This is a genomic window from Bradyrhizobium sp. 521_C7_N1_3, assembly GCF_052075975.1.
GTDB lineage: Bacteria > Pseudomonadota > Alphaproteobacteria > Rhizobiales > Xanthobacteraceae > Bradyrhizobium > Bradyrhizobium japonicum.
The window spans coordinates 7,082,807-7,107,376 of record NZ_CP197232.1 but is presented as its reverse complement, the minus strand read 5'-3'; the positions used below and the strand labels follow the sequence as shown (position 1 = coordinate 7,107,376).

21 protein-coding genes are annotated in these 24,570 nt (G+C 65.9%); 7 read left to right on the top strand and 14 right to left on the bottom strand.

Annotated features, from left to right (window positions below):
• Positions 1–74: 74 nt before the first annotated feature.
• The 10 genes from AB7008_RS33640 to AB7008_RS33595 all read right to left on the bottom strand — a co-directional run bounded on the left by AB7008_RS33640 (position 75) and on the right by AB7008_RS33595 (position 13,258).
• The gene (locus tag AB7008_RS33640) at positions 75–344 is read right to left on the bottom strand and encodes a hypothetical protein (protein WP_063624848.1); all 270 of its coding nucleotides are present in this window, start codon (positions 342–344) and stop codon (positions 75–77) included.
• 206 nt (positions 345–550) lie between these two features.
• Entirely contained in the window at positions 551–1,756 is a 1,206-nt protein-coding gene (locus AB7008_RS33635; RefSeq protein ID WP_441260181.1) for a mandelate racemase/muconate lactonizing enzyme family protein, read from the bottom strand.
• Positions 1,757–1,792: 36 nt separating this feature from the next.
• Positions 1,793–3,334 (bottom strand): galactarate dehydratase, encoded by a 1,542-nt coding sequence (gene garD / locus AB7008_RS33630; RefSeq protein ID WP_441260180.1) that lies wholly within the window; start codon positions 3,332–3,334, stop codon positions 1,793–1,795.
• Between the two features lie 123 nt (positions 3,335–3,457).
• Entirely contained in the window at positions 3,458–4,906 is a 1,449-nt protein-coding gene (locus AB7008_RS33625; protein WP_041954682.1) for an aldehyde dehydrogenase family protein, read from the bottom strand.
• 19 nt (positions 4,907–4,925) lie between these two features.
• On the bottom strand, positions 4,926–6,269 hold the full coding sequence (gene gudD, locus AB7008_RS33620) for a glucarate dehydratase (RefSeq protein WP_441260179.1): 1,344 nt from the start codon (positions 6,267–6,269) through the stop codon (positions 4,926–4,928).
• A 26-nt stretch (positions 6,270–6,295) separates the two neighbouring features.
• Positions 6,296–7,240, bottom strand: a complete 945-nt coding sequence (gene kdgD, locus AB7008_RS33615) for a 5-dehydro-4-deoxyglucarate dehydratase (RefSeq protein ID WP_014493965.1) — start codon at positions 7,238–7,240, stop codon at positions 6,296–6,298.
• A gap of 130 nt (positions 7,241–7,370) precedes the next feature.
• Positions 7,371–8,276 carry a LysR substrate-binding domain-containing protein gene (locus tag AB7008_RS33610; RefSeq protein ID WP_014493966.1) on the bottom strand — a complete coding sequence of 302 codons (906 nt, stop codon included), beginning with the start codon at positions 8,274–8,276 and terminating at the stop codon, positions 7,371–7,373.
• A gap of 122 nt (positions 8,277–8,398) precedes the next feature.
• Positions 8,399–9,754 carry an MFS transporter gene (locus AB7008_RS33605; protein WP_028148546.1) on the bottom strand — a complete coding sequence of 452 codons (1,356 nt, stop codon included), beginning with the start codon at positions 9,752–9,754 and terminating at the stop codon, positions 8,399–8,401.
• 381 nt (positions 9,755–10,135) lie between these two features.
• The gene (locus AB7008_RS33600; RefSeq protein WP_441260178.1) at positions 10,136–12,085 is read right to left on the bottom strand and encodes a hypothetical protein; all 1,950 of its coding nucleotides are present in this window, start codon (positions 12,083–12,085) and stop codon (positions 10,136–10,138) included.
• Between the two features lie 90 nt (positions 12,086–12,175).
• Entirely contained in the window at positions 12,176–13,258 is a 1,083-nt protein-coding gene (locus AB7008_RS33595; RefSeq protein ID WP_028158294.1) for a lysylphosphatidylglycerol synthase transmembrane domain-containing protein, read from the bottom strand.
• A 444-nt stretch (positions 13,259–13,702) separates the two neighbouring features.
• On the opposite strand from AB7008_RS33595, the gene AB7008_RS33590 reads away from it, so the two are divergent.
• The 3 genes from AB7008_RS33590 to AB7008_RS33580 all read left to right on the top strand — a co-directional run bounded on the left by AB7008_RS33590 (position 13,703) and on the right by AB7008_RS33580 (position 18,288).
• On the top strand, positions 13,703–14,209 hold the full coding sequence (locus AB7008_RS33590; protein WP_441260177.1) for a YciE/YciF ferroxidase family protein: 507 nt from the start codon (positions 13,703–13,705) through the stop codon (positions 14,207–14,209).
• A 141-nt stretch (positions 14,210–14,350) separates the two neighbouring features.
• Positions 14,351–15,784, top strand: a complete 1,434-nt coding sequence (locus tag AB7008_RS33585) for an MFS transporter (protein WP_441260176.1) — start codon at positions 14,351–14,353, stop codon at positions 15,782–15,784.
• 104 nt (positions 15,785–15,888) lie between these two features.
• Positions 15,889–18,288 carry a bifunctional diguanylate cyclase/phosphodiesterase gene (locus AB7008_RS33580; RefSeq protein ID WP_441260175.1) on the top strand — a complete coding sequence of 800 codons (2,400 nt, stop codon included), beginning with the start codon at positions 15,889–15,891 and terminating at the stop codon, positions 18,286–18,288.
• A 3-nt stretch (positions 18,289–18,291) separates the two neighbouring features.
• Here the strand turns inward: AB7008_RS33580 and AB7008_RS33575 are convergent, their stop codons facing one another.
• Positions 18,292–18,726, bottom strand: a complete 435-nt coding sequence (locus tag AB7008_RS33575; protein WP_041954698.1) for a hypothetical protein — start codon at positions 18,724–18,726, stop codon at positions 18,292–18,294.
• 79 nt (positions 18,727–18,805) lie between these two features.
• Between AB7008_RS33575 and AB7008_RS33570 the strand changes: the two genes are divergently transcribed.
• Positions 18,806–19,393: a hypothetical protein gene (locus AB7008_RS33570; RefSeq protein WP_441260174.1), complete on the top strand. Its 588-nt coding sequence runs from the start codon at positions 18,806–18,808 to the stop codon at positions 19,391–19,393.
• Positions 19,394–19,455: 62 nt separating this feature from the next.
• The gene (locus AB7008_RS33565; protein WP_441260173.1) at positions 19,456–20,055 is read left to right on the top strand and encodes a YdcF family protein; all 600 of its coding nucleotides are present in this window, start codon (positions 19,456–19,458) and stop codon (positions 20,053–20,055) included.
• 14 nt (positions 20,056–20,069) lie between these two features.
• Here the strand turns inward: AB7008_RS33565 and AB7008_RS33560 are convergent, their stop codons facing one another.
• Positions 20,070–21,413, bottom strand: coding sequence for a PLP-dependent aminotransferase family protein (locus AB7008_RS33560; protein ID WP_441260172.1), 1,344 nt, complete (start codon positions 21,411–21,413; stop codon positions 20,070–20,072).
• Between the two features lie 185 nt (positions 21,414–21,598).
• On the opposite strand from AB7008_RS33560, the gene AB7008_RS33555 reads away from it, so the two are divergent.
• Positions 21,599–21,835, top strand: a complete 237-nt coding sequence (locus AB7008_RS33555) for a DUF1127 domain-containing protein (RefSeq protein WP_014493976.1) — start codon at positions 21,599–21,601, stop codon at positions 21,833–21,835.
• A 101-nt stretch (positions 21,836–21,936) separates the two neighbouring features.
• On the opposite strand, the gene AB7008_RS33550 is transcribed toward AB7008_RS33555, so the two are convergent.
• Positions 21,937–22,362, bottom strand: a complete 426-nt coding sequence (locus AB7008_RS33550) for a universal stress protein (protein WP_028148535.1) — start codon at positions 22,360–22,362, stop codon at positions 21,937–21,939.
• Between the two features lie 59 nt (positions 22,363–22,421).
• Positions 22,422–22,958: a SixA phosphatase family protein gene (locus AB7008_RS33545; RefSeq protein ID WP_038956013.1), complete on the bottom strand. Its 537-nt coding sequence runs from the start codon at positions 22,956–22,958 to the stop codon at positions 22,422–22,424.
• Between the two features lie 93 nt (positions 22,959–23,051).
• Between AB7008_RS33545 and AB7008_RS33540 the strand changes: the two genes are divergently transcribed.
• Complete coding sequence (locus tag AB7008_RS33540; RefSeq protein WP_441260171.1) at positions 23,052–24,509, top strand: NAD(P)/FAD-dependent oxidoreductase; 1,458 nt, start codon at positions 23,052–23,054, stop codon at positions 24,507–24,509.
• The last annotated feature ends 61 nt before the right edge of the window (positions 24,510–24,570 follow it).

Sequence of the window (24,570 nt, the reverse complement as noted above, 5' to 3'; positions counted from 1 at the left end):
AGCGCGCGCCGGTTGATGCCGGCGCGCAGATCCGCAATTGTGAACGTGACGCAGTGCGCTTGGCGCGGCGCCGATTAGCGCTGCTCGCTCGTCGCGCCCGCGCTGGCGAGCCGCTTGACGCGCGGCGACAGCACCGACATTTGCGCGGGCGAGGCGGGCATGTCGGCGACGATCATCGCGGGCGCAGCCGACTGCTCCTCGACTCCGGCGCCGCCGAGAACCTGCACTTGGGTCGTCGAAATCGGAAACGACTTCACTTCGTAAGAGGGAAGCTCGCCGGCAAATGCACCCGCCGAGCTCGCAATCATGGCGCCGGCAACGGCAATTATTGAAAGAACGCGCATTGGAAAATCTCCGTGGAAGATGGCAATCGGAGGTTTGGTCGCGGCGATGCCGCGCCAGGTTCGCTTGTGCGCCAACATTCGACCGCCGCCGGCGGATCTATTTGATTGCGTGATGCGACAGACGTGAAACGCGGAAGAAGTTTTCCGCGCCAATGTTTCCGGACGGTTTCGCGAGAGCCGTCGTGCGGTGAGGCGTTGGTCGTGCCCTACGTGCCGAATCTGGATTCTCGCACCACCGCATCCGCGCGGTGACGTAGGTCCGGATTGAGCGCAAGCCCGAGGCCAGGCGCACGCGGTGCAGACACGATGCCGTTGCTTATGGTCGGCAGCGCAGTGACGAGATCCCGATACCAGGTCGACAACGTCGCACGCACGACTTCCTGGAAGATCGCGGTCGGCGCATGCAACGCAAGATGCAGGCCCGCCATCAGTGCGACCGGGCCGGTGCAATCGTGCGGCGCGAGCGGCTTGTTGTAGGCTTCGGCGAGAGCGGCGATCTTGCGCGCCGCGCTCAAGCCACCACACCAGGCGATGTCGAGCATCACCACGTCGATGGCGTCGGCTGCGAGCAGATTGCGGAAGCTCGCGGCGCCCGCCAGCGTCTCGCTGCCGCAAATCGGCGTCTTCACGCGCCGCCTGAGGTCGGCAAGGCCCTGCACGTCGTCCATCTTGTTGAGGGGGTCCTCGACCCAGAATACGCCGTAGTCTTCCAGCGCGCGGCAGATGCGTTCCGCAGTGTGCGCGCCCCACAGACTGTGCAGCTCGCACATGATCTCGATGCGCTCGTCAACGGCGTCGCGGATCTTCCGGAAAGGTTCGAGACCGGTCTTGAGGTCAGTCAGCGAAATCGAATGGCCACCGTTTGCGGCAAAGGGGTCGAACGGCCAGATCTTCATGGCCCCATAGCCTTCGCTCAAAAGGCTTTCGGCGAGCGCTCCGGCGTCGCGCATGAAGGCGATCTGGTCGTCATAGGGACCAAGCGCGGCATCATCCGCGCCGATCTCGCGGCGCTTGGCGCTCTTTGTGTTGTAGGCGTAGCCGGCGCAGGTGTTGTAGGCGCGGATTTCGAGCCGGCTCGCGCCGCCGAGCGCCTCGTGCACGGGAATGCCGTGGCGCTGGCCCTTGATGTCCCACAGCGCGATGTCGATGGCGCTAGCGGCGCGCACCTCGGCGCTGACGCTGTGAAAACCAAGATAGGGCGTCAGCAACTGGCGCGAGATCACCTCGATGCGGCGCGAATCCTGGCCGAGCACGAGCGGTGCGGCGAGCTCGTGCACCGCAGCCTCGACCGCCTCCGCGCCGCGAAAGCTCTCGCCGAGGCCGATCAGTCCTTCGTCGGTCTCGACCTCGACCCAGATTAGGTTCGGCCGCTCTTCGATGCGGATCGTGCGCAGGGTCGTGATGCGGGACATCAACGTCCTCTTGGTTCTTTTGCCGGCTGGCCGCCGTCAGGTCACCGGCGCCGGGTTGAACAGCGTGAGGTCGTTGTGGATGCCCCAGCGGTCCGACCACGGTTTTGTGCGGCCGGAGGCGACGTCGAGGATCAGGCGGAACAGGTCCCAGCCGGTTTCCTCGATGGTCTTCTCGCCGGTGGCGATGCCGCCCGCGTCGAAGTCGATCAGATCCTTCCAGCGCCGTGCGAGCTCGGTGCGGGTCGCGACCTTGATCACAGGCGCGGCGGCAAGACCGTAAGGCGTGCCGCGGCCAGTGGTGAACACTTGCAGCGTCATGCCGGAGGCGAGCTGCAGCGTGCCGCAGATGAAGTCGGAGGCGGGCGTTGCCGCGAACAGCATGCCCTTCTGGGTCGCCTTCTCGCCGGGCGAGAGTACGCCGGTGATGGCAGACGAGCCGGACTTGACGATCGAGCCGAGTGACTTTTCGACGATGTTGGCGAGGCCGCCCTTCTTGTTGCCGGGCGTGGTGTTGGCGCTGCGATCGGCGCCGCCGCGGGCGAGATAAGAGTCGTACCAGGCCATCTCGCGCACCAGCGCGCGGCCGACGTCCTCGTTGATGGCGCGGCGGGTGAGGAGCTGGATCGCGTCGCGGACTTCGGTGACCTCGGAGAACATCACGGTCGCGCCGGCGCGCACCAGCAGGTCCGCCGCAAAGCCCAGCGCGGGGTTGGCGGTGACGCCGGAGAAGGCATCGCTGCCGCCGCACTGCAGGCCGATGACGAGGTCGGAGGCCGGGCAGGTTTCGCGGGTGCGGGTGTTGAGGATTTTCAGGCGCGCTTCGGCCTGGGTCATGATCGCGTCGACGATGGCGCCAAAGCCGTCGAAGGCTTCGTCCTGCATGCGCACGATGGCATCGCTGACGCCTTCCGGCACCAGCCGCTCGGGCGCGAGCTTTTCGCATCCAAGGCTGATGACCAAAATCTCGCCGCCGAAATTCGGGTTCTGCGCGATGTTCTGCAGCGTGCGGATCGGCACCACCGCGTCAGGGGCATTGATGGCGACGCCGCAGCCATAGGCGTGCGTCAGCGGCACGACGTCGTCGACGTTCGGGTATTTCGGCAGCAGCTCGGCGCGGATGCGCTTCACGGCGTATTCCATCGTGCCCTTGACGCATTGCACGGAGGAGGAGATGCCGAGGATGTTCTTGGTGCCGACCGAGCCGTCGGTGTTGCGAAAGCCTTCGAAGGTAAAGCCTTCGAGCGGCGGCAGCGGCGCGGGGACGGCGGTCGAGATTTCCAGCTTGTCGAGGGCAGGGGCCTCGGGCATGCGGATGCGCGCTTCATCGACCCATTCGCCGGCCAGGATCGGCGAGAGCGCATAGCCGATGATCTCGCCATAGCGGACGATCGGCGCGTCTTGCGCGATGTCGACCAGCGCCGTCTTGTGTCCTTGCGGCACGAAGGCGCGCAGCGTCAGGCCGCTGGCGAAGCGGGAGCCGGCGGGAAGCCCGAAATCATTGACCACGATCGCGACATTGTCGCGCTCGTTGAGCTTGATGTAGCGGGGCTGCTCTTTCGCTGCGACGTCCTGGTCCATCTGCGCTCGCCTCCGAAGTCGTAGGGTGGGCAAAGGCGCAACGCGCCGTGCCCACCATCTTTCCCGATTGAGACCTTGGTGGGCACGCTTCGCTTTGCCCGCCCTACAATATCTTCCCCGTGGTTAGCCCGGATAGGTATAGGCCGTCTTCACCGTCGTGTAGAACTCGCGGGCATAGGAGCCCTGCTCGCGGGCGCCGTAGCTCGAACCCTTCCGGCCGCCGAACGGCACGTGATAGTCGACGCCGGCGGTCGGCAGGTTGACCATCACCATGCCGGACTCGCTGTTGCGCTTGTAGTGCGAGGCGTATTTCAGGCTGGTGGTGCAGATGCCCGAGGCGAGGCCGAACTCGGTGTCGTTGGAGATTGCCAGCGCTTCCTCGTAGTTCTTGGCGCGGATGACGGCGGCGACGGGGCCGAAAATCTCCTCGCGCGCGATGCGCATGTTGTTGTTGGCCTCGGTGAACAGCGCCGGCTGGAGGTAGTGGCCGGGCGTCTCGCGCTTGAGCAGCTCGCCGCCGAAGGCGAGCTTGGCGCCCTCGTCCTGGCCGATCTTGATGTAGCGCAGGTCCTGGTCGAGCTGGCTCTGGTCGACGACCGGGCCGATATGCACGCCGGCCTTGAGCGCGTCGTCCACCGACAGGCTGTTGAGGCGCTCGGACACCGCCGCGACGAAGCGATCGTGGATGCCTTCGGTGACGATCAGGCGGGAGGAGGCGGTGCAGCGCTGACCGGTCGAGAAATAGGCGCCGTTGACGGCGACCTCGACGGCGGTCTTGAGGTCCGCGTCGTCAAGCACGACCAGCGGATTCTTGCCGCCCATCTCGAGCTGGAACTTCTTCATCGGGTTCGAGAGCACGCAAGCCTGCGCGATCTTGCGGCCGGTCTGCACCGAGCCGGTGAAGGAGATCGCGGCCACATCCGGGTGATCGAGCAGGGTCTGGCCGACCACGGAGCCGGAGCCGACCACGAGGTTGAACACGCCGGCCGGAATGCCGGAACGGGTGATGATCTCGGACAGCGCATGCGCCGAGCCCGGCACCAGCTCGGCCGGCTTGAACACCACGGTGTTGCCGTAGCAGAGCGCGGGCGCGATCTTCCAGGCCGGGATCGCGATCGGGAAATTCCAGGGCGTGATCATGCCGACGACGCCGACCGGCTCACGGGTCAGCTCGACGTCGAGGCCGGGACGCACCGAGGCGCCCTTTTCGCCGATCAGGCGCAGCGCCTCGCCGGCGAAGAATGCAAAGATCTGGCCGGCACGGGCGACCTCGCCGATGCCCTCGGGGAGCGTCTTGCCTTCCTCGCGGGCGAGCAGGCGGCCGAGCTCTTCCTTGCGGGCGAGGATTTCGAGAGAAATCTTGTTCAGCGCGTCATAGCGCACCTGCGGCGTCGACTGCGCCCAGGCGGGGAAGGCGGCCTTGGCTGCCGCGATCGCCTTCTCGGTCTGCGCCTTGTCGGCCTTGGCGTATTCGCCGACGAGATCGTTGGTGTTGGAGGGGTTGATGTTCTTGGTGACGCCGGAGCCGTCGACCCATTCGCCGCCGATGAAGTTCTTCAGGATCGCAGTCATGTAGTCCTCCGAGATTTTCTTAACGCACGAGGCAGGGACGCTTGTCGTCAAAGGTCCAGCCGGGGATCAGGTCCTGCATGGCAGTAGCGTCATCGCGGGCGCCGAGTCCATGCTTCTTGTAAAGCTCATGCGCGGCTTCGATGGCCGGGCGGTCGATTTCGATGCCGAGGCCCGGCCGCTCGGGCACGGCGATCTTGCCGCCCTTGATCTGGAGCGGCTCCTTGGTCAGCGCCTGGCCGTCCTGCCAGATCCAGTGGGTGTCGATCGCGGTGACCTTGCCGGGCGCGGCGGCGCCGACATGGGTGAACATCGCGAGCGAAATGTCAAAGTGATTGTTGGAGTGCGAGCCCCAGGTCAGACCGTTGTCACGGCAGGTCTGGGCAACGCGTACCGAGCCCTGCATGGTCCAGAAATGGGGATCGGCCAGCGGAATGTCCACCGCGCCCAGGCGCAGCGCGTGGGAGAGCTGGCGCCAGTCGGTCGCGATCATGTTGGTCGCGGTCGGCAGGCCCGTGGCGCGGCGGAACTCGGCCATGATCTCGCGGCCGGAGAAGCCGGCCTCGGCGCCGCAGGGATCCTCGGCATAGGCGAGAATGCCGTGCATGTCCTTGCAGAGGCTGATCGCCTCGTCGAGCGACCATGCGCCGTTGGGGTCGAGCGTGACGCGTGCGTTGGGGAAGCGTTTTGCGATGGCGGTGACGGCCTCGATCTCCTGCTCGCCGCGGAGCACGCCGCCCTTGAGCTTGAAGTCCGCGAAGCCGTAGTGGTCGTGGGTGGCTTCCGCGAGCCGCACCACGGTCTCCGGCGTCATCGCCTCCTGGTGGCGCAGGTTGAACCATTCGGGCTTGCCGGTCTCGCCCTTGGTGTAATCGAGCTTCGACCTGCGGCGATCGCCGACGAAGAAGAGATAGCCGAGCGTCTCGACGCTCTTGCGCTGCTGGCCTTCGCCGAGCAGCGCCGCGACGGGCAGGTTGAGGTGCTGGCCGAGCAGGTCGAGCAGCGCGGACTCGATCGCCGTGACCGCATGGATCATCACGCGCAGGTCGAACGTCTGCTTGCCGCGGCCGCCGGCATCTCGGTCGGCGAACGCCGTGCGGACGTCGGCGAGGATGTTGTTCATCGCGCCGACGGTCTTGCCGATCACGAGATCGCGGGCATCCTGGAGCGTCTGCCAGATCTTTTGCCCGCCCGGCACCTCGCCGACGCCGGTGTGTCCGGAATTGTCGGTGAGGATGACGATGTTGCGGGTGAAGAACGGCGCGTGCGCGCCGCTCAGGTTGAGGAGCATGCTGTCGCGGCCCGCGACCGGGATCACCTGCATCGATGTGACGACCGGTGCGCCAGAAACCTCAGTCTGGGCCATCGCACGCTCCTCCCTGTTGTTGTCTGCTATTCTGCAGCCTGTTGTGACGATCGGATGGCGGGCAGATTCTTCACCAGTGCGGTCAGTTCCGCCATCTCCTGCTCGGACAGATCGGTGAGCGGCGGGCGGACGGGGCCGGAATCGCGACCGATCACCTTCATGCCGGCCTTGATGATCGAGACCGCATAGCCCTTCTTGCGGTTGCGGATCGCGATCAGCGGCAGGATGAAGTTCTTCAGGCCGGCATGGATCGTCTCATGGTCGCGCTTGCGCACCGCGGCGTAGAAGTTGGTGGCGAATTCCGGAACGAAGTTGAACACGGCCGAGGAATAGGTCGTCACGCCCATGTCGAGATAGGGCAGCGCGAAGGTTTCCGCGGTCGGCAGGCCGCCGATATAGGTGAGGCGGTCGCCGAGCTTGGTGTAGACGCGGGTCATCAGCTCGATGTCGCCGATACCGTCCTTGTAGCCGACGAGGTTCGGGCAGCGCTCGGCGAGGCGGGCGAGCGTATCGGGCTGCAGGATGGCGTTGTCGCGGTTGTAGACGATGACGCCGATCTTCACGGCGGCGCAGATCGCTTCCACGTGGGCGGCAAGGCCGTCCTGCTCGGAATGGGTCAGATAGGGCGGCAGCAGCAACAGGCCGTCGGCGCCGGCCTTTTCCGCACCGATCGCGATCTCGCGCGCGGTGGCGGTGCCGTAGCCGGTGCCGGCGAGCACGGGCACGCGGCCCTTGGTCTCGTCAACGGCGATCTTGACCACCTGCGGAACCTCGGTCGGCGTCAGCGAGAAGAACTCGCCGGTGCCGCCGGCGGCGAACAGGCCGGCAACGTCATAGCCGCACAGCCAGTCCATGTTTGCGCGGTAGGTCGCCTCATCGAAGGAATAGTCCGCCTTGAAGGGCGTGACGGGGAAGGACAGGAGGCCCGATCCGATCTTCTGGGCCATTTCCTGCGGGGTCATCTTGCTCATGGGCGCTGCTCCCTTAATTGCGTGTTGTGGAGGACGCGGGCCGAGGCCTGCGCGTCCATGCGCCGTTGTTTAGGAGACCGTTCGATGCGCGTCCAAGCCAAAGCCTATATCGACCGATGCGGATTGAGCATCAATCGTCCGCCACCTCCGCGGAGGACAATTCGCCTGCGATCTTGACCAGCGCGGAGAGCAGCGGGTTCTCGTCGTCGCGGCGCCAGACCATGAACAGCTCGACGGGCACGCGCGTGCGCAGCTTCAGCGGCCGCAACCGCACGTCGGAGATCTTCAGGCTCGCAGCCGCGGCCGGCACGATGGCAAGGCCGAGGCCGGCGCGGACCATGGCGAGGATCGAATGGATCTGGCTCAGATGCTGGACGTAGCGCGGCAGCACGTCGGCGCGGGTGAACAGCGCCACCAGGAGATCGTGGAAATATCGGCTCTCATAGGGCGAGTACATCACGAAGGGCTGGTCGTCGAAGTCCTTGATGGTGATGGTCTCGGCATTGGCCAGCGGATGCTTCTTCGGGATCGCGGCGAGGAGGGGCTCGGCGACGACGCGGCGGCTGGTCAGCTCGGGGCGGGCGATCGGCGGCCTGAGCAGGCCGGCATCAATCTGACCCGAGGTCAGCGCCTCGAACTGGTCGCCCGAGACCATCTCCTTCAGCGAGAAATCCACCTCGGGCAGCTTGGCGCGGCAGGCCGCGACGAGCTCGGGGAGGAAGCCATAGGCGGCGGCCGCGGTGAAGCCGATCTTGACCGAGCCGGTCTTGCCGAGCGCGATGCGGCGGGCGACTTGCGAGGCGCTTTCCGCAAGCTTCAGGATGCGCCTTGCCTCCGGCAGGAAGCTGCGCCCCGCCGGCGTCAGGCGCACCGAGCGGCTGGTGCGCTCCAGCAACGGCGCATCGATGATGTGCTCGAGCACTTGGATCTGCCGCGACAGCGGTGGCTGGGTCATGTTCAGCCGCGCGGCGGCGCGACCGAAATGCAGTTCTTCGGCCACCGTGACGAAACAGCGGAGCTGGTTGAGGTCGAACATCGATACATGCCTTAGATGAATAAGGCGTTTCCCCGGCACTTCTAGCATCGATCATCCCCAAAACAAAGACGGCGGCTGAGGAGCCGCCGTTGAGTTGCCTGGTCAAGCTCCCGTGGGAGCCCTCAGGAGGAACGTTTGAGCACCACTCGCTCGATCTTGCCGACCACCACGAGATAGGCGAACGCGGCCACCAGCGCATTGGCGCCGACGAACAGCAGTGCGCCGTTGAATGAGCCGGTCGCCGCCAGGATGTAGCCGATCACGATCGGGGTGCTGATCGAGGAGAGGTTGCCGAAGGTGTTGAACAGGCCACCGGAGACGCCGCCGGCTTCCTTGGGCGAGGTGTCGGAGACGACCGCCCAGCCGAGCGCGCCGATGCCCTTACCGAAGAAGGCGAGCGCCATGAAACCGACCACCAGCGCCTGTCCGTCGACATAGTTGCAGGCGATGATCGACATCGACAGCAGCATGCCGCCGACGATCGGGATCTTGCGCGCCATGGTGAGCGAACCGGTCTTGCGCAGGATGGCGTCGGAGATGACGCCGCCGAGCACGCCGCCGATGAAGCCGCACAGCGCCGGCAGCGTCGCGACGAAGCCGGCTTGCAGGATCGACAGGCCGCGCTCCTTGACGAGGTAGACCGGGAACCAGGTCAGGAAGAAATAGGTCAGCGTGTTGATGCAGTACTGGCCGAGATAGACGCCGAGCATCATGCGGTTGGAGAGCAACTGGCGGATGTGGTCCCAGCCGGAGCCGGACTCGGGCGCACGCTCCTGCATCAGATCGTTTTTGGGCGCATCGAGATCGACCAGCGCGCCGCCTTCCTTGATGTAATCGAACTCGGCCTCGTTGATGCCGGGATGCTCCTTCGGGCCGTAGACGGTCTTGATCCAGACCAGGCCCATGATGACGCCGAGCCCACCCATCACGAAGAACACGAAGCGCCAGCCGTAATCATGCGCGATCCAGCCCATCAGCGGCGCGAAGATCACGGTGGCGAAATACTGTCCGGAATTGAAGAAGGCCGACGCGGTGCCGCGCTCGTTGCCGGGAAACCAGGCCGCGACGATGCGGGCATTGGCGGGGAAGGAGGGCGCTTCCGCGACGCCGACTAGGAGGCGAAGTGCGAACAGCACGATGATGGCGGCGCCGGCGCTGAGGAAGCCGACCCAGCCCTGCATCATCGTGAACAGCGACCAGACGATGATGCTGAAGGCATAGACGAGGCGCGAGCCGTAGCGGTCGAGCAGCCAGCCGCCCGGCACCTGCGCCACGACATAGGACCAGCCGAAGGCCGAGAAGATCCAGCCCATGGCGACGGGATCGAGATGCAGCTCCTTCGAGAGCGCGGGGCCCGCGATCGACAGCGTGGCGCGGTCGGCATAATTCACGGTCGTGACCAGGAACAACATGGTCACGATGAACAGCCTGACGCGAGACCTCCTCACGTCCGCTGCGGACGACACCACTGCGCTCATCACGCGCCTCCTTAGAACTCGAAATGTTTCCTCACTGCGACTCCTAGAGGCGCGCGCGGCAAAGTGTCCAAGTTCAAGGGAGTATCGATCGATGCCGTTTTTGGATTGATGGAACGGCAGGTGCGGGGAACGATCACGAGGTGACGAGAATGTGCGATTGTGATGCGCGAGGTCGTGCTCCGCACACCACCGTCATTCCCGCGACCCGGCTACGCCAAGGCTTCGCCGGGGCTTCAGTCCAGGGGCGCCGAAGCTTCAGCGTAGGCGGCAAGCGGGGAATCCAGTACGCCGCAGCCTCTCGATTCAATCACCGCTGTCACAGAGTACTGGATCGCCCGCCTTCGCGGGCGATGACACCGAGTATGTGGGAGCAGTGTCGTGCTACTGCTGCGTGCCCAGCAGCGGCGCCAATAGTCCGCGCGTCACGCCGGGCGGCACGGCATCGAGGCCGAGCACGCTGCTCGCGGCCGGCAGTGCGGCGTCCGCCATCGCGGCGTGGCCTTCTGCGCTTGGATGCACGGCGCCGCCGTAGACGGCGGACAGCACGCCCCAGGTGGCGTCGTGGATGTCGGTCGGCTGGCTCGCCGCCGGCAGACCTTGCGGATAGGTCATCGCGGCAAAATAGCTGTCATTGGCATCGCGGATCCAGCGCGCGCGCGGCAGGTAGGCGCGATATTCCGAGGCGCCGCGGCCGCACAGCATCGGCTGGCTCGCTGCGCTCACGATATCGGGATTGAAGCTCTGACCGTTTTCGGCGAAGCACGTGCGGTCGAATTCGGGATCGTTGCCCGCATGGGCGCAGAAGCCGTGATCGGCGAACGTCGCCTGATGCGAATCCACGAAGGTCATGCGGTCGGCTTCGGGATCGCGGCACAGCGCCCCGCGCGTGCAGGTCGCGAGCCCCTTCAGCTGCGGCAGGAATTCGGTGTCGACGAAGGTCGAGACGCGGGCCAGGCGCTGCGGATCGGCGTTGAAGGATGGATGAATGTCGAACCCGGCGCGGCCGCCGCGGCAGGGGACGCCGCCATCGGTGAGCGCGGGATTGGCGTAGGAGACATAGACCACGTGCGAGAGGTCGCCACCGACGAGCGGCTTCAGCGCCTCGCGCAGCTTGACGAAATTCTGTGGCAGCTCGCGCGCCAGCGCATCACGGGAATCGTCGACGCTCGCCATCACGCCGGAGCGGCGGAATAGCGCGCGCTCGGTCGCGGTGTCGACGATGACGTCGGCGACGAGGCCGGAGAAATAGACGTCATTGGCACCGACCGAGAGCAGCACGAGATCGAGCGTGCGGTCCGGCTGGCGCTTTTTTGCCGCGGTGAGCGCCTCGCGCAGCTCGGCGACCTGTGCGTTCACGCTGGTGTTGCAGACGCCGGTCTTGCCGGGCGGGCATTCGCGGGCGCGCTGCGAGCCCAGCAGTCCGTCGCCGATGCTGGCGCCGGTGCAGGCGAGCGGCAGAAAGGTCACCGCGATGTGGGTGTAGCGCACCGCGAGCGCGAGAGCCGTGCGGGCCTGGTAGCTGTAGAGCGAGCGGTGGCAGGGCGAGTTGAACCAGAGCGCGCCGTAATGCTGCCAGTTCGCGAGCGTGTCGGGTGCCTCGCAGGCGCGGCCGCCTTTATAGCCGGCGCGGCTCGGCCGGTAGTACTGCGCACCGGCGGTACCGAGATAGGAGCGGAAGCAGAACCCCTCGTCCGACAGCGCCAGCGGCCGGTCCGGGTTGCCTTCGCCGGAGGCGATGCTGTCGCCGAGCCCGGCAACGAAGATGTCGCGGACCTGGATCTCGGCCTGGACGCGCTGGGTCGGATCGGAACCGGAGGAGACGTCGACGCTCGCGACCGTCTGCTTGCCGTAGCGGACGCGCAGGTTGATCGGCTCTGCGCAATCGAAAGTCGAGGTCTGCGGCCCGTCGCCGTCGTCGAACGACCAGGCGCAGGTGGCGCCGACCGGAACCGCGCCGGTCAGGCGCACGGTCACCGGATGGTCGGTCGGGGTGATGTAGTTCTCTTTGACGTTGTCGCGGGTGCAGGGCTGGTTGACCCGGCCCTGCAGGTCGATGCAGAGCCGGTTGACCATGTTGCGGGCCCAGCCGCGGCCCTCGCTCTGGAGCTCCAGCGACTGCTCTGCGGCGAGGATGCTGCGGTTACGCGCGTTCTCGACATGGAGCAGGAAGTCGCGCTCCTCGCGGAACAGGCGGAAGCGGTTGCGCACCTCCCACGATATTTGCATGGCACCGGCGCTCTGCGCGGCGGCGCGCTCGAGCGGCAAAGACGTCAGAATCCCGGCAAGCAGCAGGAGGCCTGCGGGAAGGGTACGAAAGGAAAAAGGGATCATGACCCGCGTGTTCAACGGCAAAGTTGAGGCGGAAATAAGAGAGCATTGCCGCTCCGCCCGCAACCTCTGTCTGACGGGCGCCCGCCCGCCTTACCGCTTGCTGGCCTGTCGCAACGACCGCTCGCGTTCCATCGCTGCGACCTGCTTGGGCAGGTTGGCCTGCGCGCAGGCCTCGGCCAGCCGCCGCCGCTCCTGCCAGGGCTCGACCACGTTCATCCAGAGCTCGCGCGCGCCCATGATGGAGATGGCGAGGCCGAACGGGATCACGAAATAGAGGATGCGGAAGACCAGCAGGGTCGCCAAAAGCTGCTCGCGGCCGAATTCGGGCAGCGCGACCAGCATGGCGACGTCGAACACGCCGATCGAGCCGGGCGCGTGGCTGGCAAAGCCGATCAGCGTCGCCAGGATGAACACCACCGCCAGCGACATGAAGTCGATCGGCGGATTGGCCGGCATCAGCAGGTACATCGCCGTCGCGCAGAAGCCGAGATCGACCACGCCGATCAGGATCTGGACCAGCGTCAGCGGCGCCGAGGGCAGCACCACCTTCCAGCCCTTCTGGCCGAGCTCGCGGCGCTTCTCGCCCATGCAGAGCCAGACCAGATAGGCGCCGATCGAGGCGAGGCCGCCGAGCCCGATCAGCCGGTTGATCGACGACGGGAGTTGATCCATCGATGAGGCGGCATCCGGATGGATGACCATGCCGATCGAGAGCACGAAGATGTTACCGAGCCAGAAGGTCAGGCCCGAGAGGAAGCAGATTTTCGCGACGTCGATCGCGTTCAGCCCGTAGTCCGAATAGATCCGGAAGCGGATCGCGCCGCCGGTAAAAACGGTGGCGCCGATGTTGTGGCCGATCGAATAGGACGTGAAGCTGGAGAGTGCTGCGATGCGATAGGGCACATGCTTCTTGCCGATCGTTCGCAGTGCAAAATAGTCGTAGAAGGTCAGCGTACAGAACGCGAAGACGACGCAGATCGCCGCCAGCCCGATATTCCCGCGGGGAATCTCGGTCAACGCGGTCAGGATGACGCCGGTATCGATGTCCTTGAGAGTGCGCGCAAGCGTGGTGATCGCGAAGGCGATGATGAAGACGCTCGCAGCAACACCGAGCCGTCGCCAGCCGATCCATCTCTTGAAGCCGCGCTTCAGCGCGGGCAGCAGTCCGTGCATTCATCCTCCCGGCGGGGGGCAAGACCGATCGGCCAGACATTGGCCGGTCGGGTGCGATCACTGCCCGAAATGGGCTTCGACCGCTAGGCATGATGTAGCTCATTTAAGGCAAAAACAGCGACTTGTGCAGCCCTTGACAACGATAGGTTCTGCGTTCGACCGATAGGTTCTGCGGTGGACCGCCGCTTTTGTCATATGTGGTTCACATCGGGCGCGCGTTAAGCATATGAGTCGAGGCACTTGCCTGGAACGCGCGTCCGCATCTTGACATAATCTCGTGTCCGCCCGCAGTCGGCATTGTTCCAGCGCAAGCGATGCGAGGTTTTTTGGAACGTCGGTACCGTGCGCCGGTTAGCGCTCCATCAGCAATCGAACATGGCGGAATCATCGGCTTTTCGTGCGAGCCGACGCCTCCGTGTTCCCGAAACCGCGAGGATCGGAACGATGGGACTGTTCACAAAAGACATCAAGACCATGAACGACCTGTTCGTGCACCAGCTTCAGGACATCTATTATGCCGAGCAGCAGCTCACCAAGGCGCTGCCGAAAATGGCAGATAAGGCCACCGATCCGCAGTTGAAGCAGGGCTTTTTGACGCACCTCGAAGAAACCGAGCAGCACGTCAAGCGGCTTGAGGAAGTGTTCAAGATGCACGGCGCGCAGGTGAAGGCGGTCGACTGCCCGGCTATCGACGGCATCATCGAGGAAGCCGACGAGACCGCTGGTGAAGTCGCCGACAAGGCGGTCCTGGACGCCGCCCTGATCAATGCGGCCCAGGCCGCGGAGCATTACGAGATCGTCCGCTACGGCAGCTTGATCGCCTGGGCCAAGCAGCTCGGCCGCAACGACTGCGCCACCGTGCTCGCCAAGACGCTGGAAGAAGAGAAGGCGACCGACAGGAAGCTGACCACGCTCGCCGAGAGCAAGGTCAACCTGCGCGCGGCGAGCTAGGACCCGGCGTTGCCGCGAAAGGCGTCGCGCGGTCATCCGCGCGGCGTTCGCATATGACGCATCCATCATTCGGTCATCGTCGAAACATGATGGCGGGCTGAAAGCGTATGTTTCGCATGGGGCTGCAACCGAGGCGGCAGCATGCGAGCCAGCACCATCAAATATGAACCTCTCGACGACCGCGCCAGCGCGCAGCGTGCCGGCTCGCGCCTTGCAACCTCCCTCACGCTCGCCGCGATGAGCCTCGGCTATGGCGTGGTCCAGCTCGACGTCACCATCGTCAACACCGCGCTGGATGCGATGGGCAAATCGCTCGGCGGCGGCGTCGCCGAGCTGCAATGGGTAGTCAGCGCCTACACCATCGCCTTCGCCGCTTTCATTCTGACCGCCGGTGCGCTCGGCGATCGGATCGGCGCCAAGCGCATCTTCATGGCGGGATTCGCCATCTTCACCGCGGCCTCGCTCGCCTGCGCGATGTCGCCCAATGCGGCCGTGCTGATCGCAGCGCGGCTGGTGCAGGGGCTGGCGGCGGCGATCCTGGTGCCGAATTCCCTGGCGCTGCTCAATCATGCCTATGCGGACGACCGCGAGCGTGGCCGCGCCGTGGCGGTCTGGGCCGCCGGAGCCAGCCTGGCGCTCACTGCCGGTCCCTTCGTCGGCGGCGCGCTGATCACGCTGGTCGGCTGGCGCGCGATCTTCCTGGTCAACCTGCCGATCGGTCTTACCGGTCTGTGGCTGAGTTGGCGCTACGCCAGCGAGACCACGCGGTCGCGCGCGCGAGAGATCGATCTGCCCGGCCAGCTCGCTGCGATCGGTGCGTTGGGCGCGCTCGCCGGCGCAATAATCGAAGCTGGCGCGCTCGGCTGGAGTCATCCAGCCGTGATCGCAGCATTCGTTGCCTCAGCCGCATTCGCGGTGCTCTTCGTCTGGCGCGAGAGCCGCACCGTGCAGCCGATGCTGCCGCTGTCGCTATTCGGTCACCGGCTGTTTACCCTGACCACGATCGTCGGCCTCCTCGTCAACATCGCGATCTACGGCCTGATCTTCGTGTTGAGCCTGTATTTCCAAGGGATCAACGGGCTGTCGGCCTGGTGGACCGGGCTCGCCTTCGTGCCGATGATGGGGGCGGTGTTGCCCGTCAACCTGCTGGCGCCGCGTCTAGCCGAGCGCATCGGCTCGTGCCCGACCATCGTGGTCGGCGCCTGTATCTCGGCGCTCGGCTGTCTCGGGCTGCTCTGGATCGAAGCCGGGACCAGCTACTGGGCGATCTTTGCGCAGATGATCGCGATCAGCGGTGGACTTGGCCTGCTGGTGCCGCCGCTGACCTCCACCTTGCTCGGCAGCGTCGACAAGGCGCGCTCCGGCATCGCGGCCGGCGTCCTGAACGCGACGCGGCAAACCGGCAGCGTGCTCGGCGTCGCGCTGTTCGGCTCGCTGGTGGCCTCGGACAGCGCATTCATGACGGGCCTTCACCAGTCGCTAATCATATCGGCGGCCGTCCTGCTGCTCGCCGCCGCCGTGATCGGCCTCGGCGCAAATGCACCTGACGCAAAGGCGCAAGGGCGCTCAATGTGAGCGAACCCACACATTCTCTGTTCACCATTCCCGAAACCGGCGCATAGCCGGTTACCGACTGTCCATCTCTGCCGGCTCTAGTGCGGTTGGAATAGGGGCCGGCAATGTATCAAGTTCTTTACTGCCTGACGGATCAGCACGACTGGCGTCTGGTCGCGCTCGGCGGAGCGGTGTGTCTGCTCGCCAGCGCGGCGGCGATCAGCCTGTTCCACCGCGCGCGTGCGGCGCGCGGGGGAGCTCGTGTATCGTGGGTCGCGCTTGATGCCGTCGTCGCCGGCAGCGGCATCTGGGCAACCCATTTCATCGCGATGCAGGCTTACGGGCCTGGTGCGGGCGGCGCCTACAATATTCCGTTGACGGTCCTGTCGCTGATCTTCGCGATCGCGGTCACCTTCATCGGACTGAGCATCTCGGTGTCGGTGGCGCAAGCGGGCTTGGTTGCGCTCGGCGGCGCCGTCGTTGGTGGCGGCGTTGCCGCCATGCATTACACCGGCATGATGGCGCTCGAGATTCCCGCGCATGTCGGCTGGACGACCGGCACAGTGACGGTCTCGATCATCCTCGGCATCGTTCTCGGGTCGCTTGCTCTGGTCGTTGCGGGGCGGCGCGACACCCTCGCGGGCGCGCTCGGTGCGACGGTGCTGCTGACGCTTGCCATCGTCTCACATCATTTCACCGCCATGGGCGCCGTGGAGCTGACGCCGGATCCCGCGGTCGTGATCAGCGGCCTGTCGATCCCGCCGGCCTCATTGTCCATCCTCACCGCCAGCGCCGCCGCTGCGATCATCGCGATCGCGCTCGCGGCAGCTCTGCTCGACCGCCGCGCCAAGGGCGAACTGGGACGCCAGCAGGTCGTGCTGGATACCGCGCTCGAGAACATGTCGCAGGGATTGTGCATGTTCGATGCGGACGGCAAGATCCAGCTCTTCAACGAGCGCTACGCGGCAATGCTCGGCCGCACCGACATTCCGCTCGCCGGCCGCCTGCTCGTCGACGTGCTGCGGGAAGAGCAGGCCAGGGGCCAGTGGCAGGGCGATGCGGGCGAATTCTTCGCGCGCCTCGTGGCCGACGCGCGCGAGGGCCGCACGACCAGCCAGGTCGTCACCCGGTTCGGTCGCTCCATCCGCGTCGTCAACCAGCCGATGCATGGCGGCGGCTGGGTCGCGACCTTCGAGGACATCACCGAATGGCTGGAGGCGCAGGCCAAGATCTCGCACATGGCGCGCCATGACGCGCTGACCAATCTTCCGAACCGCGTGCTGTTCCACGAACAGCTCGAGCAGGGCCTGCGCCGGGCGAAGTCGGGCGACCAGCTCGCGGTGCTGTGCCTCGATCTCGATCACTTCAAGGACATCAACGACTCGCTCGGCCATCCCATCGGCGATGCCCTGCTCAAGGAAGTCGGCCGCAGGCTGAAGGCCACTGTCGGTGCGAGCGACACCGTGGCGCGGCTCGGTGGCGACGAGTTCGCTGTGGTCCAGATCGGGCGCTCCGAGGAAGCCGCGGCGCGAGCCCTTGCCGGCCGCCTCGTCGAGGTGATCTCCGCGCCTTACGAGATCGACGACCATCAGATCGTGATCGGCGTCTCGATCGGCATCTCGCTGTCGCCGCAGGACAGCGACAATCCGGACGAGCTGTTGAAGAACGCCGACCTCGCGCTGTACCGCGCCAAGGCGGACGGCCGCGGCACCTATCGCTTCTTCGAGACCGGCATGGATGCGCGCGCGCAGGCGCGGCGGCTGCTGGAGATGGACTTGCGGGCGGCGTTGCTACGCGACGAGTTCGAGGCGTACTACCAGCCTATCCGCGACGTCGCCAGCGGTCGCGTCGTCGCCTTCGAGGCGCTGCTGCGCTGGAACCATCCGCAGCGTGGCCTGATCGCCCCCATCAACTTCATTCCGGTGGCCGAGGAAACCGGCCTCATCGTCCAGCTCGGCGAGTTCGTGCTGCGCAGCGCCTGCAGTGACGCCGCCACCTGGCCGGACGATGTCGATGTCGCCGTCAACCTGTCGCCGGTGCAGTTCAAGAGCCCGAACCTGATCGCATCCGTGACCGATGCGCTGGCCGCCTCGGGGCTCGCGGCGCGCCGGCTCGAGCTCGAGATCACCGAATCGGTGCTGCTCCAGAACAGCGAGGCGACGCTGACCACCCTGCACGAGCTGCGCGCCATGGGCGTGCGGATCTCGCTCGACGATTTCGGCACCGGCTATTCGTCGCTGAGCTACCTGCGCAGCTTCCCGTTCGACAAGATCAAGATCGACCGCTCCTTCGTGTCGGAGCTTGCGACGCGCGAGGATTCCATGGCGATCATCCGTGCCGTGACCGGCCTCGGGCGCAGCCTCGGCATCGTCACCACGGCGGAAGGCGTCGAGAACGACGCGCAGCTCGAGCTGCTGCGGCGCGAGGGCTGCACCCAGGCGCAGGGCTATCTTTTCAGCAAGCCGCGGCCCGCATCCGATGTCGCGTTGATGCTGAACCGGCCGCGGCTGCGCGTATCGGCCTGATATCTAGCCGCGGCGCAGCGCGAAATGCGCGCCGCAGAACGCCATCACGGCGCCAAGACATAGCGCAGCGAGCCCGGCGAGCACGCCCGAGACGGTCGGGATCGGGCTCGGCGCCGAGGCCACCTGACCCGCACCGGCAAGCAGCAGCACGCCGACCGCGATCAGGAACTGCCGCATCCGCTGCGGGATCTGCCCGGAGACGGCGCTCTGCATCAATGTCGCGGTGAAATAGCCGCCGGAGAAACCGACCGTGGCAATCAGCCACCAGGCGATCGCTGCGCCCGCGGGTATGAATTCATGCGTGTCGGAATGCCAGAGCCCGCCGAGGTCGAGCCCGTAGCGTGCGCCCAGCATGTGCACCGCGAGCGCGAGCAGGACGCCGGAGATCACGGCGGCGCCGAGAATCAGTCGGCGCGGAAAAAAGGTCGTCTCAGCCATGCCCCGCTTGTAGGATGGGCGAGGGCGATCGCGCAAGCCGATCGCAGGCGGGATTGCGCGGACGGGATTGATTGTGGGGATGCAGGTTTCGGGAGCGCAAGGCCCGTCGGTCACGAGCTACGCCTACAAGGCGTCGCTGATCGGCTCGGCGCATCGTTTCGAGCTGACGGACGCGGGCCTGTCCTGGCACATCGCCGGCCGCTCCGGCCTGTGGCGCTATGACGAGATCTCGGCGGTCCGGCTGTCGTTTCGCCCGGTGTCGATGCAGCAGCACCGCTTTCGCGCCGATCTCAGCCACACCGGCGGCGGCCGCGTCAGGATCCTGTCGACGAGCTGGCAGACCGCGGCGCTGATGGCGCCGCAGGACAACGGTTTTCGCGATTTCATCATCGAATTGCACGCACGGATGGCGCAAGCCGGCAGCCGCGCCGAATTGACCGCAGGCCTCGGCCGCAAGACCTATGCGGCGGTGCTGGCCTTCCTGGCGGTGCTGACGGTGGCGATGACTGGGCTTCTGATCCGCGCGCTCATAATCGGGGAGTTCGCCGGCGCCCTGTTCATCATCGGCTTTGCCGCCCTGTTCGCCTGGCAGGTCGGCGGCTTCGTGCGGCGCAACCAGCCGCACAGCTACAGTTTTGATCACGTGCCGAAGGCCTTGCTGTCTTAGGTGCAATCGGCCGCAATCAAACGTGACTTCGCGCCCCTGCGCCGGTGTCGCATCGTGCGGCCATGTCAGACCTGCATCGTGCCACGCGCCCGCTTACGGCGAATGAGATCGCCGAGATCAACCGGACGCATCTGATCGATACGCCGCTCCGGCCGGCCGACCTGTTGTTCATGTTCGGCACCCGCGAGGACGTCGGCTTGCGCGCCGACACCGCCGCAAGGCTGTGGCGCGAGGGCCTGTTCCGCTGGTCGATTGTCAGCGGCGGTGTGACACCGGGCTCGGAGCAATCCGAGTGCACCATCATCAAGGCGGCGATGACCAAAGCGGGCATTCCGGCGGACCGGATACTCGAGGAGCATCTTGCAATGAACACTGGCGAGAACGTGATCTTCTCGCTGCCGATCATTGATGCGGCGCTTGGCTTGCAAAATATCCGCAGCGTGATCTGCCTCGGCAACAGCTGGACCGCGCGGCGCTATCCGATGACGCTGCACCGGCACTGGCCGGAGGTTGAGAAGATGCTTCTGACCGTGGACAGCTTTGCCGCGCCGCGCGCGCTCTGGCACACCGATACCGAGTTTCGTCGTCGCGTGCTGCACGAATGGGACAAGATCGAGCCGTACAAGGCGAGGGGTTTTATCACGGAATGGCCGGAGGCCTGACGGGCAAAGGGAAGCTACTCCGTCGAGTCGAAATCCTCTTCCTTGGTGCCGAGCAGCGACACGAGCGTGCGCAGGCCGGAATCGAGCTGCTCGAGCGAGGGTGGGGCGAGCGCGAGCCGCACCGCGTTCGGTGCATGTCCGTGCGCAATTGCAAACGTCGAGGATGGCGTCAGTGCGATGCCGCGCCGGGCTGCTGCGGCGACGAAGGTCTGCGAGCGCCAGTGTGGCGGCAGCGTCAGCCACAAATGATAGGAGCGCGCGTCGGCCGCGATCTGGTAGCCGGCAAGCAGCCTTGTCGCGGTCTGCTGTCGGCGCGCAGCGTCGATCCGTTTCAGCCGAGTCAGCTCGGCGACGGTGCCGTCGGCCATCAGCCGCTGCCCGGACGCCAGCGCATGGCCCGAGGCGATCCAGCCGCCGGTCCGGACCGCGCTCATCACGCTCTCGCGCAGATGCGGCGGGGTTACGAGGATGCCGAGCGCGAGGCCCGGTGCGACCTTCTTGGACAGGCTGTCGATCACGATACAACGGTCCGGCCCGAGAGTCGCGAGCGGCGTATCGTCGGCGAGGAAGCCGTAGACGGCGTCCTCGATGATGGTGAGATCGAGCTTCTCGGCGACGCGCATGATGTCGGCGCGCCGCGTTGCGTTCATGGTGACGCCGAGCGGGTTCTGGATGATGGGCTGGAGATACAGCGCCGACAGATGCGCTTCGCGATGCGCCTTCTGGATCGCATCGGGACGCGCGCCGTATTCGTCCATCGGAATCGGGACCAACGTCACGCCGAGCCGCGCCGCGATGCTCTTGACGTAAGGGTAGGTCAGCGCCTCGACGCCGCAGCGGCCGCCGGTGGGAACGAGGGCGGCGAGCGCGGCGGCGAGCGACTGCTTGCCGTTGGCGGTGAAGACGATCTGCTCGGCCTGCGGCGTGAAATCCTTGCGCGCGAGATAGGCGACGGCCGCAGTGCGCGCGCTCTTGGTGCCGGTACTGGTCGAGACGCGCAGGGCGGATTCGAGCGCATCGACGCGCTCGAGCCCGGCAAGGCTCTTGGCAATCATCGCCCATTGCTGCGGCAGTAACGGATAATTGACCTCGAAATCGATCCGCGCGTCGCGCGGCTCGCTCAACGCCTCGACCTCGCGCTTGATGTCGCCGGAGATGAAGGTGCCGCGGCCGACCTCGCCGACGACGAGCCCGCGGCGAAGCAACTCCGTATAAACCCGGCTCGCGGTCGAGACCGCGATGCCGCGGTCATAGGCAAAATTGCGCTGTGGCGGCAGCCGGTCGCCGGGCCTTAACGTGCCTTTAGTGATATCGGCCGCAATGGCATCGGCAAGCTTCACGTATTCGAACTTGGACATTATTGCACCGAGAGCAATGTTTTACTTGCTCCGAGTAGTGTACTGGAGCATTTAAGTTCCATCAAGTTCCGCGATTGAGCCGAGGAGAGCGAGAGCAATCCGATGGCAAATGAGGTGCAGGCGCTCACAGCGTCCGCGCCAACGGCACCTGCTTCGCTGCGCGGACAATAGGCCGGAGAAGAAAAATGACCACGATCTCGCAAACTGCCGGGCGGAGTTTACGCCCATCCTCGTCGGGCGGATTTTTCAGCACGCTCGCCAACCTCGCTCATGCGCTGTTCGACCGCCTGGAGCGCCGCTCTGCCGTCAAGACGCTGAACGAGCTCGACGACCACGCCTTGCGCGACATCGGGATCACGCGCAGCCAGATCGAGGACGCCGTCTACGGGCAGTTCAAGGCCGAGCTGACGCGGTATCTGTAAGTTCATTCGGCTACCACGCCTGGCAAGTCCGGGCGTGGTGACAATGCCTCCGCATCGTCATTGCTTCGCTGCGCTCGCAATGACGGCGTTTGTTGTGGCGATCAATGCCTGACCACCAGCACCGAGCACTTGGCGTAGCGCACGACGTGCCCGGCGTTGGAACCGAGGAAATAGGTGCGCATCGCCGGCCGGTGCGAGGTCATCACGATCAGGTCGGCCTTCATGTGCACGGCTTCCTCCAGGATCTCGTGGTAGATGCCGCCCTGGCGCACCACGCTGGAAATGCGCCCCGTCTCGATGCCTGACTCCCGCGCGACGATGGCGAGCGCTTCCTCGGAGGTCTGCCGCTGCTGCTCGTCGAAATCGGCCGGCACGTATTCGGCGAGCATCACCGGCGTCATCGGCAGCACGTTGAGCAGCCGTATCGATCCGCTCCAAGTCTGCGACAACGTTACCGCGGTCGCAAGCGCCGGCTTGGCCAGATCGGTGTCGGCGAGGTCGATGGGCACGAGGATGGACTTGAACATCTGCGCCTCCCAATTGACCAAGCTGGATCAAGTGGTCGAAACGGCGCGCCCCGCGCGTCTCAACCCGATCGAAGCAGCTTGGGGCTGACGAACAGCACCAGTTTGCCGCGGCGGTAGGCCACGTCACCCCAATCCTTGACGTCAAAGTCGAAGATCGCAAGCCCCGACGTGGGCAGATTGTGAGCTAGCGCCTTGGCGCCGGCCGGATCGCCGCCCCCCATCAGCATCAGCGCGGCCTCGTGCATGCCGGGATTGTGGCCCACCAGCAGCAACTGCTTCGGGTTGGCCGGAACGGTTGCAGTGCGAATGGATTCCAGGATCTGGGCGGGATCGGCGCCGTAGAGTTCGGGCAGGACCTCCACTTGCGGCGCCGCGACGCGGTCCTTCATCGTCTCCCAGGCAATGTCCCAGGTCTGCCGGGCCCGGACGGCGTGCGACACCAGCACGGCCTTGGGGAAGGGGGGATGGGTGGCGAGCCAATCCCCGATCTGCGCCGCGTCCTTGTGGCCGCGGTCGTCGAGGCGACGATCCTGGTCACGGCCGCTCGGCGCGTCAGTCTCGGTCTTGGCGTGACGCAGCAGCATCAAACGGCGCATGGCATTCTCGAATCGTTACGCGTCCAGAATAATCTACAGGCGCCGGTTGAGGACAAGGTGACAAGGGCCCGATCGGTCCTTTAAGAAAACGACATGAGCGAGACTTTCACAAGCGTGTCCCAGGAAGAAGCCGGCTTTCGTGAACGCACGCGACTGTCGTTTGATCTTGATGCCGACATCTGCGTGATCGGGGCCGGGCTTGCCGGGCTCTCCATCGCGCTGGAGGCAGCGCGGCTCGGAGCCAGCGTCGCGGTGCTCGAGGGCCGCCATGTCGGCTGGAACGCGTCCGGAAACCAGCTCGGCACCGTGCTGCCGGGCTTTGCGCTGCCCCTCGCCGATTTGATCGAGCGCATCGGCTTCGAGGACGCGCGCGAATTGTGGACGCTGGCGAAGGAGGGCGCCGAGTTCGTCCGGGCCAACGCCACCGAAGAGAACATGCCCGGCATTGGCCCGAGCGATGGCGTGCTGGAGGTCTCCAACGTCGATGCCGGCGACCGGCTGATCAGCCGGTTGCAGATGCTCCACGAGGATTTCGACACGGAGGTCGAGGGCTGGCAGGTGGATCGCGTCCGCGAGGTGCTCAAGACCGACCGTTACTTCCACGGCGTCTATTATCCCCGGGCGTTCCAGCTCGACGGCCGCAAATATGTGCACGGCCTCGCAGCGCTGGCGCGGCGGGCGGGAGCGCGCATCTTCGAGGAGACGCCGGTCGTCAGCATCGATCATTCCGGCATCCGCAAGCGCATCGTCACGCCCTCGGCGCGGCTGCGCGCCACCCACATCGTGCTCGCCGGCAACATCCACCTCGGCGCGCCCTTGAGGCGCCTGTCGGAGACGCTGCTGCCGGTCTGGCGCTATGCCGGGATTACCGCGCCGCTCGGCGAGCGCGTGCACGAGATCGTGGCGTTCAAGGGATCGGTGATGGATTCCGACGGGGTCGACCATTTCCGTGTCGTCGACGGCGACCGCCTGATGTGGGAAAGCCCCGAGACCACCTGGGCCGTGCGTCCGCAGCGCTTTGCGGGCGCGGTCAGGCGGCGGATCAGATCGATTTTCCCCGAGTTCGGCGATGTCGAGATTACCGACATGTTTGGCGGCGCCACCGGCCAAACCGTGCACGGCATGCCGCAGATCGGCCAGTTGCGCAAAGGCCTGTGGGTGGCAAGCGGGTTCGGCCGCCAGGGCATGAACACCTCGGCCATGGCTGGGCAGCTGATCGCGCGCAGCATTTTGTGGGGCGACGACCGCTGGAAGCTGTTCTCGCCATTCGAGCTGGTCTGGGCGGGCGGCACGACCGGACGGGTCGCGGGCCAATTGGTGGGAGTTTGGGGCAGGGCGAGTTCCGCCGCCGCAGGCTCGCTCGCCCGCTACCGCGAGCGTGCCCGGGTCAAGGACCGGGAACGCGAGGCGCGGCTGGCCGAAGCCAACCGGGCCGCCGGTACCGGTCCTCGCCGTCCGCCGCCGGGCGTCCGGCCGCGGCCGGCCCCTCCGCCGAAACCTGCCGCCGAGGGCGTGGAACCGGCTCCGCAGGGCGACCCCGTCTCGCAATAAGTTGAGAAAAACCCCGCCCGGACGTGTAACGTCGGCCGTTAGAGCCCGTATCTCAGGGCGT